We start from the raw sequence: 15,668 nt of genomic DNA on the forward strand, positions 1-15,668 counted from the left end.
CGCGTCAGCCCAGCGCGAGCGCGAGCGTGAGCGCCGTGAGCGCGGCCGTCTCGGCGCGCAGCACGCGCGGCCCAAGCGTGACGGGCAGGAATCCGGCCGCGCGGGCCAGCGCATCCTCGCTCGGGCTCAGGCCCCCTTCGGGGCCGCTGAGGAAGCAGACCGGCGCCTGGGCCGGTGCCTGTGCCAAGGCGTTCGCCAGCGGCTGCGTGCCTTCGGCCAGCGAGAGCAGGCAGCGCAGCGAGGGGGTTGCCGCATCGGCGGGCGCAAGCGCCTTCAGCCATGAAGCGAAGTCGCTCACCGGGTGCACCGTGGGCACGCGGTTGCCGCCGCACTGTTCACACGCGGCCACCGCCACCGATTGCCAGTGCGCCTGTTTTTTCGTCGCGCGTTCGCCACTCAAGCGCAGCACACTGTGCGAGGTGTGCAGCGGCTGCAGGCTGGCCACGCCGAGTTCGGCGGCTTTCTCCACCAGCCAGTCCATGCGCTCGTTGGCCGGCATGCCCAGGGCCAGGTGCACCGCGCGGGCGGGCTCGCGTTCGGTGGCGTGGTGCGCGCCGAGCACCACCTCCACGTCGCTGCGGCCCATGCGGGTGATGGTGGCGTCCCACTCGCCGCCCTGGCCGTTGAACAGCGTGATGGTCTGACCGGGTTGCAGGCGCAACACCTGCACATGGCGCGCCGCGGCGGCGGGCAGCGCAAGGGGCTGGCCCTCGAGCAGTGGCGCCGGGCAGTGGAAGCGCGGCATGCTCAGACGCGCCCGAAGGCGTAGCCGGAGGCGGCCTGCAGGCCTTCGATCTCGTCGAGCATCTTCAGGAACGGGCCGAGCGCGCGGTAACGGTGCGCCGTGTGGCGGATGTAGCCGATGAAGCGCGGCGCGTCGGCCAGGTACTTGGGTTTGCCGTCGCGCAGGGTGAGGCGCGCGAAGATGCCGGCCACCTTCAGGTGGCGCTGCAGGCCCATCCACTCCACGCCCCGGTAGAAGGCGCCGAAGTCGCTGTGCCAGTCCTCGAAGTCCATCAGGCCGGCCGCGCGCGCCTTTTCCCAGTAGCGCACGGTGACGTCGATCACGAAGTCCTCGTCCCAGCTGAGGAAGGCGTCGCGCATCAGGCTGGCCACGTCGTAGGTGATGGGGCCGTGCACCGCGTCCTGGAAGTCGAGCACGCCGAGCTGCCGCGCGGGTGTATCACCGGGTTGCAGTGGCAACATGAGGTTGCGCGGCATGAAGTCGCGGTGCACATAGACCTGCGGCGCCGCGAGGTTGTGCGCGACGATGGTGTCGAAGGTTTTCTGCAGTGTCTGCGCCTGCGTGGCATCGAGCGCGAGGCCTTTGTGCTGCGCCAGGTACCAGTCGGGAAAGAGCTGCAGCTCGCGGCGCAGCAGGGCGTCGTTGTAGGGCGGCAGCACACCGGGTTTGGAGGCCAGCTGCCAGGCCAGCAGCGCATCCAGCGCCTGCATGTAGCGCGCGTGGTTGGCCTGCGGCCTCTCGGCGTCGATGCCGTCGAGCATGGTCTGGTGGCCGAGGTCGCTCAGCAACATGAAGCCCTGCGGTTCGTCCCACGCCAGGATCTCGGGCACCAGCAGGCCGGCCTCGCGCAGCAGACCGGCCACGTGCACGAAGGGCTGGCAGTTCTCTTGCGCCGGTGGCGCGTCCATCACGATCAGGCTGCCGCCGGCTTGCGCGTCCAGGCGCAGGTAGCGGCGAAAGCTCGCGTCGGCCGAGGCGGGGCGCAGGGTGCCGGGCAGCAGGCCCAGGCGGTCGGCCAGCGGCTGTATCCAGGCGTGAAAGGCGGCTTCCCGAACCGGATCGGCCCAGGTGACAGCGGGGTGGGACGGGCTCATGGGGGCGGAGGGTGGGACGTGGGTGGCCGTGCGACCTGTCCGGGTGTCGGGCAGTGGATAATCGCCCTTGATTCTACAAACCCCCTGCATCGCGGCGACTGGCCTCCGGGCCCGTTCTGGCAGCCGGACCACCGAATTCCACCCTTGAACCGCCGCACCGATCCGTTGCCCTCCAAGCGCCCGCACGGAGTCCTCGCCAACCCGCAATTCGTGGCGGCGCCTGTGGCGCGCGCGGTGCATGTGCTGCTGGCCGTGATGGCCTGGGGCGCGCTGTTCGTGCCCGGCGCCGTGCGCGCGCAGTCGGGCGATGGCGATGAAGCCACCGTGCACCTCAAGCCCAGCCGCCTGCTGCAGGAAAGTCTGCCGGAGGACGCGCGCCAGCAGGCGCCGACCTTCGTCCGGGGTGATCGCATCGAAGGGCAGACCGACAGCGTCACCACCGTCGAAGGGAATGCCGAACTGCGCCGGCATGACACCGTGATCCGAGCCGATCGGCTGGAATTCGACCAGCGCGACAGCGAGGCCAAGGCCACCGGCAACGTGCTGATCAACCGCAATGGCGATCGTTTCGAAGGTCCCGAGCTGCAGATCAACGTGGACACTTTCAAAGGCCAGTTCCAAAAACCCAATTTCACGCTGCTCCAGAACGAAGGCAAGGGCGATGCCAGCCGGCTCGACTTCCTGGGCGAGGACCATGCGACAGCGCACCAGGCCCGCTACTCCACCTGCCCGCGCACGCCAGGGGCCGACTGGATGCCCGCCTGGCTGGTCCGGGCCACGCGCATCGATTTCGACAACGTGGAGGAGATGGGCACCGCCACCGGCGGGGTGCTGGAGTTCAAGGGCGTGCCCATCCTGGGCTGGCCGCGCTTCAGCTTTCCGCTGACCGACAAGCGCAAGTCGGGGCTGTTGCCGCCCACGATCAACCTGGACAACATCAACGGGCTCGAGCTGACGCTGCCCTACTACCTCAACATCGCGCCCAACCTCGATGCCACGATCTACCCGACGCTGATGAGCAAGCGAGGCCTGGAGTTGGGTGCCGAGGTGCGCTACCTGCAGCCGAGCTACGCGGGCCAGGTGCGTGGATCGTTCCTGCCGTCCGATCCCTTGCGCGATGCCGACCGCTGGGGCTATTCGCTGCAACACAACCAGAGCCTGAGCAACACCAGCCTGGGCCTGGGCGGCTCGGCTGGCCTGTCGCTGGACCTCAACCGCGTGAGCGACGACAACTACTGGCGCGATTTCCCGCGCGCTTTCGGCACGCTCACCAACCGCCTGCTCCCGGGCAATGCAGTCTACAACTGGGGCCTTGGCCCCTGGGCCGTCAGCGCTGGCGTCTACACCTGGCAGACCCTGCAGGACATCGACGCCCCCATCACGCCGCCGTATGACCGCCTGCCCTCCGTCGCCGTGCGCTACAGCCGCGGCGATGGCCGCATCGGGGGCGTGAGCGGCTGGGACTACTCGGTGCTGAGCGAGTACACCCGCTTCGAGTCCGACCCCTTGCTCACCCGCCAGCCCAACGGTTCGCGCTCGATGGCCATTGCCGAGCTCAGCCGGCGCTGGGAGACGCCTGGCTGGTTCGTCAAGCCACGCGCGCAGCTGCACGCCACGCAGTACCACTTCGACAACCCTCTGGCCGATGGCTCGCGCACCGCTTCGCGCGTGCTGCCCACGGTCAGCCTGGACAGCGGCCTCATCTTCGAGCGCGACACGAGCTATTTTGGCCGCGCGTTCGTTCAGACGCTGGAGCCGCGCGCCTTCTTCACCTGGACACCCTACCGCGATCAGCGCCTGCTGCCCAATTACGATTCCGCCGCGAACGACTTCAATTTCGCGACCATCTTCTCGGAGAACGTGTTTGGCGGCAACGACCGCATCTCGGACACGCGCGCCTTCACGGTGGGCGCGAGTTCGCGCCTGCTCGATCCGGACTCCGGCGCCGAGATCGTGCGCGTCGGGCTGGCCCAGCGTTACCTGATCCGCGACCAGAACGTCTTCCTGCCCAACACCAGTGCCCTGTCGGGTGGTGCGCCGGTGACCGATCGCCTGAGCGACGTTCTGCTGGCCACGCGCGTGCAGTGGACGCCGCGCTGGACCGTCGACACCAACTTCCAGTACAGCCCAGGTGCACGCGAGTCGGTGCGCACCACGCTCGGTGTGCGCTACATGCCCAGCCGCTACCGCGTGTTCAGCGCGGCCTACCGCCTGCAGCGCGGCAGCAGCGAGCAGTACGACTTCGGCTGGCAGTGGCCGCTCAACGACCTGTGGGAAACGCCCGCGAAAACTGGCGTGCCCGGCCGTGGCCTGGGCGCGGGCCAGTGGTACAGCGTGGGCCGCATCAACTACAGCGTGCCCGACCGCAAGGTGGTCGATCTGGTGGCGGGCTTTGAGTACGATGCCGGTTGCTGGATCGGGCGCGTCGTGCTGGAGCGGCTGCAGCGCAGCGCCTCCTCCGCCAATCAGCGTATCCTGTTCCAGCTGGAGTTCTCCGGCTTCTCCCGCCTCGGCTCCAATCCGTTGAAGACGCTGAAGGACAACGTGCCGCGCTACCAGTACCTGCGCGAAGAAATCAACCCGCCCAGCCGGTTCCAACAATATGACTGATCGCCACACCGCCCCCTCACGCCTGTCCACCTGGTTGTTGTGCCTGCCCCTGATGTGGGCCTGCACCGCCCAGGCGCAAGGCCTGCGGTCCACGGGCCAGCTCAATCTGCCGCGCAGCACCGCAGCCGCCACGCCGACCCAGCAGGGCACGGCCGATTTCATCGTCGCGCTGGTCAATTCCGAGCCGGTCACCAACAACGAGGTGCGCCAGCGCCTGTTGCGCGTGGAGCAGCAGATCGCCCAGGAAGGCACGGCCATGCCGGCGCGCGACGTGCTGGTGCGCGAGGTGCTGGAGCAGATCATCAACGAGCGGGCGCAGACGCAACAGGCGAGCGAGCTCGGCATCACGGTCGACGAAGCCGCCGTCACGCAGGCCGAACAGGCCATCGCAGCGCAGAACCAGCTCAGCCCCGACGAGCTTCGGCGCCGCCTGGCGGCCGAAGGCATCGACATCAATCGCTTCCGCAACAACCTGCGCAACCAGATCCTGTTGCAGCGCGTGCAGGAACGCCAGGTTGATTCCCGCGTTCGCGTGACCGATGCGGACATCGACGACTTCATCCGCGAACAGCGTGGCAACAACGACCTCGCGAGCCTGGAGCTCAACCTCGCCCACGTGCTGGTGGCGGTGCCCGAGGGCGCCACGCCCGAGCGCATCCAGGAACTGCAGGCCCGCGCGCAAGGGGTGGCCGATCGAGCCCGTGCCGGTGCTGACTTCGCCCAGCTCGCGCGCGAGTCGTCCGATGCGCCCGAGCGGGCCAACGGAGGCCTGTTCGGCATGCGCCCCGCCAATCGCCTGCCCACCCTGTTCGTGGACGCCACGCGCACGCTCAACGCGGGCGGCGTGGCCGGACCGTTGCGCAGCCCGGCCGGCTTTCACGTGCTCAAGGTGATCGAGAAAAAGCAGGCGGGCATGCCCGACGCCGTCGTCACGCAGACCCGGGCGCGCCACATCCTGCTGCGCACAGGGCCGCAGCTGAGCCAGGCGGACGCGGTCGCGCGGCTTGCCGGTTTCCGCCAGCAGATCGCCAGCGGCCAGGCCAACTTCGAAGCGCTTGCGCGCGAGCACAGCCAGGACGGCTCGGCCAGCCAGGGCGGCGACCTCGGCTGGGCCGGGCCGGGCATGTTCGTGCCCGAGTTCGAGCAGGCCATGAACGCCTTGCGCCCGGGCGAGATGTCGGCGCCGCTGGTGTCGCGTTTCGGGGTGCACCTGATCCGCGTCGACGAACGCCGGCAGGCCACGCTCACGCAGCGCGAACAGCGCGACATGGTGCGCGGGCTGGCGCGTGAGAAGAAGCTCGAAGACGCCTTGCGGGTCTGGACGCAGGACACGCGCAGCCGGGCCTACGTCGAGTACCGCGACCCGCCGCAGCCGTGAGGCCAATGCCGCGTGGCGCGACGCCAGCCATCGCATGAAGCACATCGCCCGCAAGCGGTTCGGCCAGCACTTCCTGACCGACAGCGCCATCATCGATGCCATCGTGGCCGCCATCGCGCCGGCGCCGGGCGACGCCATGGTCGAGATCGGGCCTGGCCTGGCCGCGCTCACGCAGCCCCTGGTGGAGCGCCTGGGCCGGTTGACGGTGATCGAGCTCGACCGCGACCTGGCCGTGCGCCTGCGCGAGCACGGCCAGCTCGACGTGATCGAGTCGGACGTGCTCAAGGTGGACTTCAGCGCGCTGGCCCAGCGGCTGGACACCGAGCGGCGCCTGCGCGTGGTGGGCAACCTGCCCTACAACATCTCCACGCCCATCCTGTTCCACCTGCTCGACCACGTCGCGGTCGTGCAGGACCAGCACTTCATGCTGCAGAAAGAGGTGATCGACCGCATGGTGGCGCGCCCCGCCACGGCGGACTATGGCCGGCTGTCGGTGATGCTGCAGTGGCGCTACGCGATGGACAACGTGCTGTTCGTGCCGCCGGAGAGTTTCGACCCGCCTCCCCGGGTGGACAGCGCCATCGTGCGCATGGTGCCGCTGGCCACGCCGCCCGCGCTGGACGTGGCCCGCTATGGGGCGATGGTTCAGGTGGCGTTCAGCCAGCGCCGCAAGATCCTGCGCAACACCCTGGGCCGCTGGCTCGACGAACAAGGCTTCGCGGGCGACTTCGACTTGCAACGCCGGGCCGAAGAGGTGCCGGTGAGCGAATACGTCGCGCTGGCGCAGGCCACCCCCGCAAAGGCATGAAAAAAGCCGCTGGGCTGCAGCGGCTTTTGGGCGAGCGGGACGACCGCGATCAGGCGGCGGCCAGCCAATAACCCGCGTTGAACGGGCTGCTCATGCGCAGCGCCATCGGGCTCACGTCCAGGATCTTGTCGGTGGGCATGGGCTCGTCGGTCTGCACCTCGATCGGCTCTTCGCCCTTGGGCGCGCGCGCCACGGAGAACGAATAGAAGCAGCGGAACGGGATCTTGCGGTCCGACCAGTAGTCGGCCGCATCGCGGAAGATGTCGAGCAGCTGTTCGCGCGCTTCCTTGTCGAACTTGGCGTGCGCCGGGATGTGCTCCAGCACGACGATGAAGCCGGTTTGCGGGCCCGACTTGTGGACCATGTCGGTCATGCAGTCGTAGAGCGCGTCGAAGTTCTTGCCGAAGTGCGACGGCAAGGTGTACTGGGCAGCGATCAACTCCAACACGTCCTGCTTGCTCTGGGCCTTGGCCAGGTTGGCGTACAGGAAGTGATGCCCCAGGTGCTCGGCCGCGGCCTGCAGGTCTTTCACGCCATGGGCGCGAATCGACTGAACGATGTTGGGGCGTACGTTACGAAGTGGCGTGTCCATCTCCGCGTCTCTTTCTAAGGTCAAAGTTAAAAATCCGTTCACACCACCGGAGGCTCACTGCACGATCAGCCGAAAGCTGCTGTAGTGGTCTTCGGTGTAATAACACGCTTCAGGGGCCCGGGGCTTCAACCCGCCACACACGATCCGCCGGGCTCCCCGGTGGTTCAGGCCCGGCGTGGGCACCGTGTATTCCCGGTAGTACCCGCGCTTCTCGCTGGGCAGAAGGCGTTCGCGGTTGCCGAACACCGAGCCGTCCTTGTCGTATCGGAAGGGCCCGCCTTGCCGGATCTGGTTCATCACATCCTGACCTTGCGGCGGCAGTCCCGTGACCACCACCGACGCGGCACCCGGATCGGACCATGAAGCATTCGGGGCGCGGGCCTGCACCGCAATGGTGCCCAATACCGCCGCCAGAACGGCGGCGAGGGCCACTCCCCTGGCCTTCCCGACACGAGCCCGGATCTGTTTCAGACCCATGAAATTCCCAGCTCCTGAAGACATCAACCCGCCACCAGCACTTTTTGAAAGCAATGCCAAAGCATTATTTTGCGTCGCACTGGAGGGCGGGTTAACCCTGAAATCCAAGCGCGCTAGTGTGCCTGAGCCAGGGGGAAAAAGCAAGCGTCTGCTGAAATATTCAGCAAATCTCCGCGCCGAGAATGTGTGTAAAAGTTAGCGCTTGCTTGTTTGGGAGGCGTCAACGCGAGACGTTGGCATCCGCCACGGTGAGGGCTGTCATGTTGACGATGCGACGCACGGTGGCACTGGCGGTGAGGATGTGCACCGGCTTGTCGGCGCCCAGCAGCACCGGCCCGACCGCGATGTTGCCGCCCGCCGCGGTCTTGAGCAGGTTGTAGGCGATGTTGGCGGCATCGATGTTGGGCAGCACCAGCAGGTTGGCGGGGCCCTTCAGCGTGGAGTTGGGCATCAAGGTGTGGCGCGCGTTGGGGTCCAGTGCCACATCTCCGTGCATTTCGCCGTCGGCCTCCAGCCAGGGCGCCTGCTCGCGCAGCAGCGCCAGCGTGCGGCGCATCTTGATGGCGCTGGGTTCGTCGCTGGAGCCGAAGTTGGAGTGCGACAGCAGGGCCGCCTTGGGTTGCAGGCCGAAGCGCAGCATTTCCTCGGCCGCCATCACCGTGATCTCGCACAGCTCTTCGGGCGTGGGGTCGTAGTTGACGTGCGTGTCGACCAGGAACACCTGGCGGCCGGGCAGCATGAGGCCGTTCATGCAGGCGTAGATGCGCACGTCCTGGGCGGTGCTGGGGCTGCCGCCCTCGCGCTTGCCGATCACCTGGTCGATGTACTTCAGGTGGTGCTGGGTGGAGCCCCAGGTGCCGCAGATCAGGCCGTCCACCTCGCCCTTGTGCAACAGCATGGCGCCGATCAGCGTGAGGCGCCGGCGCATCTCGATCTTGGCGAGCTGCTGGGTCACGCCCTTGCGCTCGGTCATGCGGTGGTAGGTCTGCCAGAAGTCGCGGTAGCGGTCGTCCTGCTCGACGTTGACGACGTCGTAGTCCAGTTCCTCGCGCAGGCGCAGGCCGAACTTCTCGATGCGCTGGGCGATGATGGCCGGGCGGCCGATCAGCGTGGGACGGGCCAGGCCTTCGTCCACCACGATCTGGCAGGCGCGCAGCACCCGTTCTTCTTCGCCTTCGGCGTAGGCCACGCGCTTGCGGGCCGCTGCCTTCGCCGCCGAGAAGATCGGCTTCATGATGGTGCCCGAGGCGAACACGAAGCTCTGCAGCTTTTCGCGGTAGGCCGCCATGTCGGGCACCGGCCGCTGGGCAACGCCGCTGTCGACCGCGGCCTGCGCCACGGCCGGCGCGATCTTCATCATCAGGCGCGGGTCGAACGGCTTGGGGATCAGGTACTCGGGACCGAAGGCCAGCTTTTCGCCGGCATAGGCCGCCGCGACCACCTCGCTCTGCTCGGCCTGCGCCAGCTCGGCAATGGCGTGCACCGCGGCGATCTCCATCTCATCGGTGATCGTGGAGGCGCCCGCGTCGAGCGCGCCGCGGAAGATGTAGGGGAAGCACAGGACGTTGTTGACCTGGTTCGGGTAGTCGGTGCGGCCCGTGGCCATGATGACGTCGTTGCGCACCGCGTGCGCGTCCTCGGGCGCGATCTCGGGGTTCGGGTTGGCCAGCGCGAAGATCACGGGCTTGGCCGCCATCGAGGCCACCATCTCGGGCTTGAGCACGCCGCCGGCCGAGAGGCCGAGGAACACGTCAGCGCCGACGATCACTTCGGCGAGCTTGCGCTTGTCGGTCTTCTGCATGTACTGGCGCTTGTCGTCGTCCATGAGTTCCTCTCGGCCCTCGTAGACGACGCCGGCCAGGTCGGTGACGAACACGTTCTCGCGCTTGAGCCCGACCTTGAGCAGCAGGTTCAGGCAGGCCAGTGCCGCCGCGCCCGCGCCCGAGGTCACCAGCTTGACCTGACCGATGTCCTTGCCCGCGACCTTCAGGCCGTTGAGCATCGCCGCCGCCACCGTGATGGCCGTGCCGTGCTGGTCGTCGTGGAACACGGGGATCTTCATGCGCTTGCGCAGCTCGCGCTCGACGTAGAAGCAGTCCGGCGCCTTGATGTCCTCGAGGTTGATCGCGCCGAAGGTCGGCTCCAGCGCGGCGATCACTTCGACCAGCTTCACCGGGTCCTTCTCGTTGATCTCGATGTCGAACACGTCGACACCGGCGAACTTCTTGAAGAGCACGCCCTTGCCTTCCATCACCGGCTTGGCCGCCAGCGGGCCGATGTCGCCCAGGCCGAGCACGGCGGTGCCGTTGGTGATGACCGCCACGAGGTTGCCGCGGGCGGTGTACTTGTAGGCGTTGACCGGGTTGGCCACGATCTCTTCGCAGGGCGCCGCCACACCGGGCGAGTAGGCCAGGGCGAGGTCGCGCTGGTTGGTGAGCTGCTTGGTGGCGGCGATCGACACCTTGCCCGGGGTCGGAAACTCGTGGTATTCGAGGGCGGCTCGGCGCAGCTCGGCGCGCTTGTTCTCAGGGCTGTTTTCCATGCTCATGCTCTTGTCTCCAGCGGGTCGTTATCTTGCGATGCGGAAAGGAATTGCGCATTCTAAAGCGGCGGGCGGGAAAACCCTAGTGCGTGGAACCGCGTAAAGCGTCCGGGTGCCTTTGACTTTTCGGGACGGAATGGCATCGCAACGCCAACAGCCGCAGTATGCGGCAGCGATTTCACCCGGCGCGCGCCGGGCAGGGAAAGTCAGGAGGGGGAAAGCCCTGCGCCGCTCAGGCCGCAGCGGCTTGGGCGGGCAAGGTGGCGGGGTGCAGCTGCAGGTGCACCACCGACTGGTGGGGTGTGCACTCCGACCACAGGGTGCGCGCGCAGGACTCGCACTGGCCGCACTGGGTGGCCACGCCCAGCTCGAGCTGAATGTCGTCGAATGCCATGCCCGACCGCGCACAACGTGCGATGGTCTGGTCACTGACTCGGTGGCAAACGCAAACGATCATGAGGCTGGGTGGGACGGAAAAAGGGTGGTTCAAAGTGAACGTGTGCGCAAATGATAATTGATCGTATTCAAAAGACCAAAAAAAAGCCCCGCGAAAAGGCGGGGCTCTGTGGCAAGAAGGGAACGGCCTGGGGCGGGAGCGGTCAGCTGACCGAGCCCATCTGGCTCTGCAGGTAATTCTGGATGCCCACCTTGTCCAGCAGGTCGATCTGGGTTTCCAGGAAGTCGATGTGCTCTTCCGTGTCGTCCAGGATCGTCTGCAGCAGATCGCGCGAGACGTAGTCGCGCACCGATTCGCAGTGGGCGATGCCGTCCTTGATGGTCTTTTGCGCGCCGGTTTCCAGGCCCAGGTCGCTCTTGAGGATCTCGGGCACGTCCTCGCCGATGTGCAGCTTGCCCAGGTCCTGCAGGTTGGGCAGGCCGTCGAGCGTGAAGATACGGTCCATGAGCTTGTCGGCGTGCTTCATTTCGCCGATCGACTCTTCGTATTCCTTGGCCGCCAGCTTGTCCAGGCCCCAGTGCTTGAGCATGCGGTAGTGGACGAAATACTGGTTGATGGCGGTGAGCTCGTTCTTGAGCTGCGCTTGCAGATGGGTGATGACTTGGGCGTCGCCTTTCATGGGACCACTCCTTTCGTTTTTGGTTGACAGGCGCGCATTGTGCGCGGAGCGCGCTATCAATTCAGTGCTGAGAATCGGTACAGCTTGCAAATGAGAATCGTTCGCATATAATCGATCCTCCAGCCAGCCTGCACCCGGCAACCCGCCTGAGGTCGTGACGCCAGCCTTGTCCTCCACCCTCTGGATCCAGGTGCCGTCTTGACCCCCTCGCGCTCCCCCGTCTCCCTTTCTTCCCTTTCTTCCCTGTGGCTCAGCCCGCTCAGCCCGCTCTGCCTGGCCTGCCTCGCCCTGCTGTCCGGCCCGGCCCTGGCCCAGACCGCGCCCCAGGCCACCCAGGTGGCTCAGGCATCCACCTTGCGCGAGGTGGTGGTGAGCGGCTCGCGCAGCGAGCGCGCGATCGAGGACGTGCCCGCCAGCATCGACGTGATCACGGGCGAGGACCTCGACCCCGCGCGCGTGCAGGACATCCGCGACCTCGTGCGCGAGGTGCCCAACATGAGCGTGCGCCGCGCGCCGCAGCGCTTCGGTGGCGTCACCGGCTCGACCGGGCGCGATGGCAACGCCGGCTTCAACCTGCGGGGTCTCGAAGGCAACCGCGTGCTGCTCACGGTCGACGGCATCCGCGTGCCGCGCGAACTCTCCAGCGGCGTGTTCGGCTCGGCCTCGTTCGGCCGCGACTACTACGACCTGGGCCTGATCTCGCGCGTGGAAATCGTGCGGGGCGCGAACTCCGCGCTGTATGGTTCCGATGGCCTGGCCGGCATGGTCGCGATGTTCACCACCGAACCCAAGGACCTGCTCCAGCCGGGCAAGACCTTCGGTGGCCGCGTGGGGCTCAAGGCCGACAGCGAAGATGACAGCCGCGGCGTCGGTGTCACGCTGGTCGGCGCCCCGAACGACACGCTGCAATGGCTGGGCAGCGTGCAGGTCGGTCGCAGCGGCGAGCTGGACAACCAGGGCACCAACGAATCGCTCAACAGCACGCGCACCGCGCCCAACCCGCAGAAGGACAAGAACGTCTCGCTGCTGGGCAAGGTGGTGCTCACCCCCGGCGCGGGCCAGCGCCACACCGTCACGCTGGAGCACGTGGACAAGTCGGGCGAGGTCGAGGCCTACACGGCCCGCGCGACCAGCATGGGCGTCACCACGCAGGACGTGGACGGCACCACCGACATGGAGCGCACGCGCCTGAGCTGGGACGGCCGCTTCAAGGTGAACTCGGCCTGGGCCGACGAGTTGCGCGCCACCGTGGGCTACCAGCAGGCCGAATCGCAGGAGGTCTCGACCGAGCGGCGCAGCGCCGCGCCCACCTACCGCGTGCGCGACGTGAGCTACACCGAGAAGCTCTGGCAAGGCGTGCTGCAGGCCGAAAAGGCCCGATCGCTGGGCGCCGACTGGGGGCAGAAGCTGGTCTATGGCATGGACGTGTCGGTCGCGAAGATGGACAACATCGTCACCGGCGTGGGCGCGCCCGCCTACGAGAGCTACCCGCTCAAGCGCTTCCCGCCCACCAGCGAGACCAACACCGCGCTGTTCGTGCAGAGCGAGTTCGCCAGCGAGCGCTGGAGCATCATCCCGGCGCTGCGCTACGACCGCTTCGATCTCAAGGCCAAGGGCAGTCCGCTGTACCCGCTGCAGCCGGCCAGTCTGTCGGACTCGGCGCTCTCGCCCAAGCTGGGCGCGATCTTCCGCCCCGGCGCCGAGCTGAACCTGTTCGCCAACCTCGCGGCCGGCTTCAAGGCGCCGAGCGCCCTGCAGCTCAACAACTACTTCCAGAACACGCTCGCGAGCTACCGCACGATTCCCAACCCCAACCTCAAACCCGAGAGCAGCCGCACGCTGGAACTCGGCGCGCGCGACAAGGTGGGCCCGGTGCAGTGGGAGGCCGCCGTGTTCACCGGCCGCTACAAGGACTTCATCGAAGAGCTCGTGGTGGTGGGCGGCCAGGCGGGCAACCCGCTCAACCCCCTGACCTACCAGGCCGTCAACCGCGGCCAGGTGCGCCTGAGCGGTTTCGAGCTCAAGGGCAAGTTCGCGCTCGGCCCGGCCACCGACCTGCGCCTGGCCTATGGCCAGACCAAGGACAAGGACACCCGCCTGGGCGCGCCGCTGAACACGGTCAACCCGGCGCGCCTGCTGCTCGGCGTGGACCAGCGCGTGGGCGACTGGAAGCTGGGCGCCGTGGTCGCGCACACGATGAAGAAGTCCACCAGCGACATCAACTACGCCAACCTGGCCAACCAGTTCGCACCGCCTTCGTCCACCACGCTGGACCTGCGCGCGAGCTGGCAGGTCAGCAAGGCCACGCGGCTCAGCGCCGCGATCCACAACGTGACGGACCGCAAGTACTGGGAGTGGACCAACGTCGTCGGCGTGGCCGCGAACTCGCCCGTGCTCGACGCCTACACCGCGCCGGGCCGCAGCTTCTCGGTGGCGCTCGTCACCGACTTCTAGCCACCTCGCAGGAGCCACCATGCCCGCCGCAGCCGACCACCACACCGAGACGACCGCCGACGAGGAGTACACCCTGCCCAGCGTGGAGGCCTTGCTCGCGGGCACCCTGGCGCTGATGACCGGCTACGCGCAGAGCGCGCGCGACTGCCCGCACCGCCCGTGCATGGCGCGCAAGCTGGTGTCCAACCTGCTGTACCTCTCGGCGCACCCGCAGCTCTCGCCACCCATGCAGACCATGCTGGCCAACCTGCGCACGCGCTGGCAGCTCGAGCTGGAGCACACCGCGGAGGCCATGGCCGTCGAAACCACGCCCACGCCCCTGTGGCACCCCGTTCCCGCCCGCGTGCAGTGACCGACCGACGCGCGCCGGCCCCACCCCACTTCCAGGAGAAGCACATGAATGCCCACGACATCCGAACCGCCTTCCAGGGCATGCGCGCCAGCGGCCTGCGGGCCAAGGAGGCCGCCGAAGCGCTGGGCCTGAGCGAAGGCGCGGCCATCGCCGCGCACCGCGGCGCGCACGGCGCGCCGCTGCAGGCCATCGCGCTCAAGCCCGACTGGCTGGGCCTGCTGCAGTCGCTCGAAGCCTGCGGCCCGTTGATGGCCCTCACGCGCAACGAGAGCGTGGTGCACGAGAAGACCGGCGTGTACCAGAAGGTCTCGGCCAGCGGGCCCGTGGGCCTGGCGCTGGGCGAGCAGATCGACCTGCGCCTGTTCTTCAACCAGTGGCACGCGGGCTTCGTGGTGGTCGAGGCGCTCAAGTCGCAGCCCGGCATGGGCACGCCCAGCCTGCAGTTCTTCGACCGCCACGGCGTGGCCGTGCACAAGATCTACGTGCGCGAGCAGACCGACCTGGCCGCGTGGCAGCGCGTGATCGCCGCGCACAGCGACGACCAGCGTGAGATCGACTTCGTGGCGCGCGCCGCGGCCGGCGGCACGGCCTCGCCCCAGCCCCTGGTGGACGCCAACGCGTTCGGCACGGCCTGGGGTGCGATGACCGACACGCACCAGTTCTTCCCGCTGCTCAAGCAGTTCGGCCTGGAGCGCCAGCAGGGCTTTCGCCTGGTCGAGGGCCGCTACACGCACCGCGTGGAAAAGGCGGCGGTGCGCGAGCTGCTGGTGGAAGCGGCCTTCGATGGCACGCCCATCATGGTCTTCGTGGGCAGCCCGGGCTGCATCCAGATCCACACCGGGCCGGTGAAGCGCGTGGAGCCGATGGAGATCCAGGGCAAGGCCTGGCTCAACGTGCTCGACCCCGGCTTCAACCTGCACCTGCGCGAGGACCTGATCCAGGACGTGTGGGTGGTCGAGAAGCCGACCAGCGACGGCGTCGTCTCCTCGGTGGAGGCCTTCGACGCGCGCGGTGAACTCATGGCCATGTTCTTCGGCGCGCGCAAGCCCGGCCAGAGCGAGCTGCAGGCCTGGCGCCACATCGTCGCGCACCTGCAGGCTGCCGCGGTGACCGCATGAGCGCTGCTGCCCTGCAGGCCGTCGAGATCAAGGCCTTCGTGCCGGCGAAGGACTTCGCGCTGTCCAAGCGCTTCTACGCCGACCTGGGTTTCACCCAGCGCTCCGAAGGCGGCGGTGTGGCGTACTTCTGCGTGGGCGACTGTCCCTTCCTGCTGCAGGACTTCTGCGAGCAGGCGCTGGCCGAGAACCTCGTCATGCACCTGCTGGTGACCGATGTGCACGCCTGGCGCGCGCACGTCGACGCGCAGGACCTCGCGGGCCGCTACGGCGCGCGCATCACGCCGGTGACGGCGCAGCCCTGGGGCATCACCGAGTTCGTGGTGATCGATCCCTCGGGCGTGTGCTGGCACATCGGGCAGAACACGCCCGGCTTCGAGCCGGTGGGCCGTCTGCCCTGAACGCCTTTTCTCCAGTTTCCAGGG

Annotated in this window: 14 protein-coding genes and 1 pseudogene; 8 read left to right on the plus strand and 7 right to left on the minus strand. The window is 67.8% G+C overall.

Going from position 1 to position 15,668, the window contains the following annotated elements:
• Nucleotides 1-4: 4 nt before the first annotated feature.
• Together ABSY19_RS15055 and ABSY19_RS15060 are read right to left on the minus strand one after the other, a co-directional pair.
• The gene (locus tag ABSY19_RS15055) at nt 5-745 is read right to left on the minus strand and encodes a 16S rRNA (uracil(1498)-N(3))-methyltransferase (RefSeq protein WP_382152814.1); all 741 of its coding nucleotides are present in this window, start codon (nt 743-745) and stop codon (nt 5-7) included.
• Between the two features lie 2 nt (nt 746-747).
• Nucleotides 748-1,839, minus strand: coding sequence for an aminoglycoside phosphotransferase family protein (locus tag ABSY19_RS15060; protein ID WP_382152817.1), 1,092 nt, complete (start codon nt 1,837-1,839; stop codon nt 748-750).
• 144 nt (nt 1,840-1,983) lie between these two features.
• Here ABSY19_RS15060 and ABSY19_RS15065 point away from each other — a divergent pair, with 144 nt between their 5' ends.
• The 3 genes from ABSY19_RS15065 to rsmA are packed head-to-tail and all read left to right on the plus strand — an operon-like array spanning nt 1,984 to nt 6,635.
• Nucleotides 1,984-4,449: an LPS-assembly protein LptD gene (locus ABSY19_RS15065; RefSeq protein WP_382152820.1), complete on the plus strand. Its 2,466-nt coding sequence runs from the start codon at nt 1,984-1,986 to the stop codon at nt 4,447-4,449.
• On the plus strand, nt 4,442-5,827 hold the full coding sequence (locus ABSY19_RS15070; protein WP_382152822.1) for a peptidylprolyl isomerase: 1,386 nt from the start codon (nt 4,442-4,444) through the stop codon (nt 5,825-5,827). The genes ABSY19_RS15065 and ABSY19_RS15070 overlap by 8 nt, the downstream gene beginning before the upstream one ends.
• 34 nt (nt 5,828-5,861) lie before the next feature.
• Nucleotides 5,862-6,635 carry a 16S rRNA (adenine(1518)-N(6)/adenine(1519)-N(6))-dimethyltransferase RsmA gene (gene rsmA / locus ABSY19_RS15075; RefSeq protein ID WP_382152825.1) on the plus strand — a complete coding sequence of 258 codons (774 nt, stop codon included), beginning with the start codon at nt 5,862-5,864 and terminating at the stop codon, nt 6,633-6,635.
• A 196-nt stretch (nt 6,636-6,831) separates the two neighbouring features.
• On the opposite strand, the pseudogene ABSY19_RS15080 reads toward rsmA, so the two are convergent.
• Nucleotides 6,832-7,227 (minus strand): annotated as a pseudogene (locus tag ABSY19_RS15080) (barstar family protein); the annotation flags it as partial.
• Nucleotides 7,228-7,281: 54 nt separating this feature from the next.
• Nucleotides 7,282-7,704, minus strand: coding sequence for a ribonuclease domain-containing protein (locus ABSY19_RS15085; RefSeq protein WP_382152827.1), 423 nt, complete (start codon nt 7,702-7,704; stop codon nt 7,282-7,284).
• Between ABSY19_RS15085 and ABSY19_RS15090 the strand changes: the two genes are divergently transcribed.
• Entirely contained in the window at nt 7,703-7,903 is a 201-nt protein-coding gene (locus ABSY19_RS15090) for a hypothetical protein (protein ID WP_382152830.1), read from the plus strand. The genes ABSY19_RS15085 and ABSY19_RS15090 overlap by 2 nt on opposite strands.
• A gap of 21 nt (nt 7,904-7,924) precedes the next feature.
• Here the strand turns inward: ABSY19_RS15090 and ABSY19_RS15095 are convergent, their stop codons facing one another.
• The 3 genes from ABSY19_RS15095 to bfr all read right to left on the minus strand — a co-directional run bounded on the left by ABSY19_RS15095 (nt 7,925) and on the right by bfr (nt 11,322).
• Complete coding sequence (locus ABSY19_RS15095; RefSeq protein ID WP_382152832.1) at nt 7,925-10,252, minus strand: NADP-dependent malic enzyme; 2,328 nt, start codon at nt 10,250-10,252, stop codon at nt 7,925-7,927.
• A gap of 226 nt (nt 10,253-10,478) precedes the next feature.
• Nucleotides 10,479-10,703, minus strand: a complete 225-nt coding sequence (locus tag ABSY19_RS15100; protein WP_382152835.1) for a bacterioferritin-associated ferredoxin — start codon at nt 10,701-10,703, stop codon at nt 10,479-10,481.
• Nucleotides 10,704-10,845: 142 nt separating this feature from the next.
• On the minus strand, nt 10,846-11,322 hold the full coding sequence (bfr, locus tag ABSY19_RS15105; protein ID WP_382152838.1) for a bacterioferritin: 477 nt from the start codon (nt 11,320-11,322) through the stop codon (nt 10,846-10,848).
• Nucleotides 11,323-11,520: 198 nt separating this feature from the next.
• Between bfr and ABSY19_RS15110 the strand changes: the two genes are divergently transcribed.
• The 4 genes from ABSY19_RS15110 to ABSY19_RS15125 are packed head-to-tail and all read left to right on the plus strand — an operon-like array spanning nt 11,521 to nt 15,644.
• Nucleotides 11,521-13,776 (plus strand): TonB-dependent hemoglobin/transferrin/lactoferrin family receptor, encoded by a 2,256-nt coding sequence (locus tag ABSY19_RS15110; RefSeq protein WP_382152841.1) that lies wholly within the window; start codon nt 11,521-11,523, stop codon nt 13,774-13,776.
• A 19-nt stretch (nt 13,777-13,795) separates the two neighbouring features.
• Nucleotides 13,796-14,128 (plus strand): hypothetical protein, encoded by a 333-nt coding sequence (locus tag ABSY19_RS15115; RefSeq protein WP_382152844.1) that lies wholly within the window; start codon nt 13,796-13,798, stop codon nt 14,126-14,128.
• A 44-nt stretch (nt 14,129-14,172) separates the two neighbouring features.
• On the plus strand, nt 14,173-15,246 hold the full coding sequence (locus ABSY19_RS15120; RefSeq protein ID WP_382152846.1) for a hemin-degrading factor: 1,074 nt from the start codon (nt 14,173-14,175) through the stop codon (nt 15,244-15,246).
• Entirely contained in the window at nt 15,243-15,644 is a 402-nt protein-coding gene (locus ABSY19_RS15125; RefSeq protein WP_382152849.1) for a VOC family protein, read from the plus strand. The genes ABSY19_RS15120 and ABSY19_RS15125 overlap by 4 nt, the downstream gene beginning before the upstream one ends.
• Nucleotides 15,645-15,668 lie beyond the last annotated feature (24 nt).

The sequence above is a fragment of the Hydrogenophaga sp. ANAO-22 genome (assembly GCF_042466645.1).
Taxonomy (GTDB): Bacteria; Pseudomonadota; Gammaproteobacteria; order Burkholderiales; family Burkholderiaceae_C; genus Hydrogenophaga.

Bases quoted from the DNA above. Each gene is read 5' to 3' on its own strand.
- ABSY19_RS15055 (WP_382152814.1), bottom strand. From the start codon at position 745: ATGCCGCGCTTCCACTGCCCGGCGCCACTGCTCGAGGGCCAGCCCCTT.
- ABSY19_RS15060 (WP_382152817.1), bottom strand. From the start codon at position 1,839: ATGAGCCCGTCCCACCCCGCTGTCACCTGGGCCGATCCGGTTCGGGAA.
- ABSY19_RS15070 (WP_382152822.1), top strand. From the start codon at position 4,442: ATGACTGATCGCCACACCGCCCCCTCACGCCTGTCCACCTGGTTGTTG.
- rsmA (WP_382152825.1), top strand. From the start codon at position 5,862: ATGAAGCACATCGCCCGCAAGCGGTTCGGCCAGCACTTCCTGACCGAC.
- ABSY19_RS15090 (WP_382152830.1), top strand. From the start codon at position 7,703: ATGAAATTCCCAGCTCCTGAAGACATCAACCCGCCACCAGCACTTTTT.
- ABSY19_RS15085 (WP_382152827.1), bottom strand. From the start codon at position 7,704: ATGGGTCTGAAACAGATCCGGGCTCGTGTCGGGAAGGCCAGGGGAGTG.
- ABSY19_RS15095 (WP_382152832.1), bottom strand. From the start codon at position 10,252: ATGAGCATGGAAAACAGCCCTGAGAACAAGCGCGCCGAGCTGCGCCGA.
- ABSY19_RS15100 (WP_382152835.1), bottom strand. From the start codon at position 10,703: ATGATCGTTTGCGTTTGCCACCGAGTCAGTGACCAGACCATCGCACGT.
- bfr (WP_382152838.1), bottom strand. From the start codon at position 11,322: ATGAAAGGCGACGCCCAAGTCATCACCCATCTGCAAGCGCAGCTCAAG.
- ABSY19_RS15115 (WP_382152844.1), top strand. From the start codon at position 13,796: ATGCCCGCCGCAGCCGACCACCACACCGAGACGACCGCCGACGAGGAG.
- ABSY19_RS15120 (WP_382152846.1), top strand. From the start codon at position 14,173: ATGAATGCCCACGACATCCGAACCGCCTTCCAGGGCATGCGCGCCAGC.
- ABSY19_RS15125 (WP_382152849.1), top strand. From the start codon at position 15,243: ATGAGCGCTGCTGCCCTGCAGGCCGTCGAGATCAAGGCCTTCGTGCCG.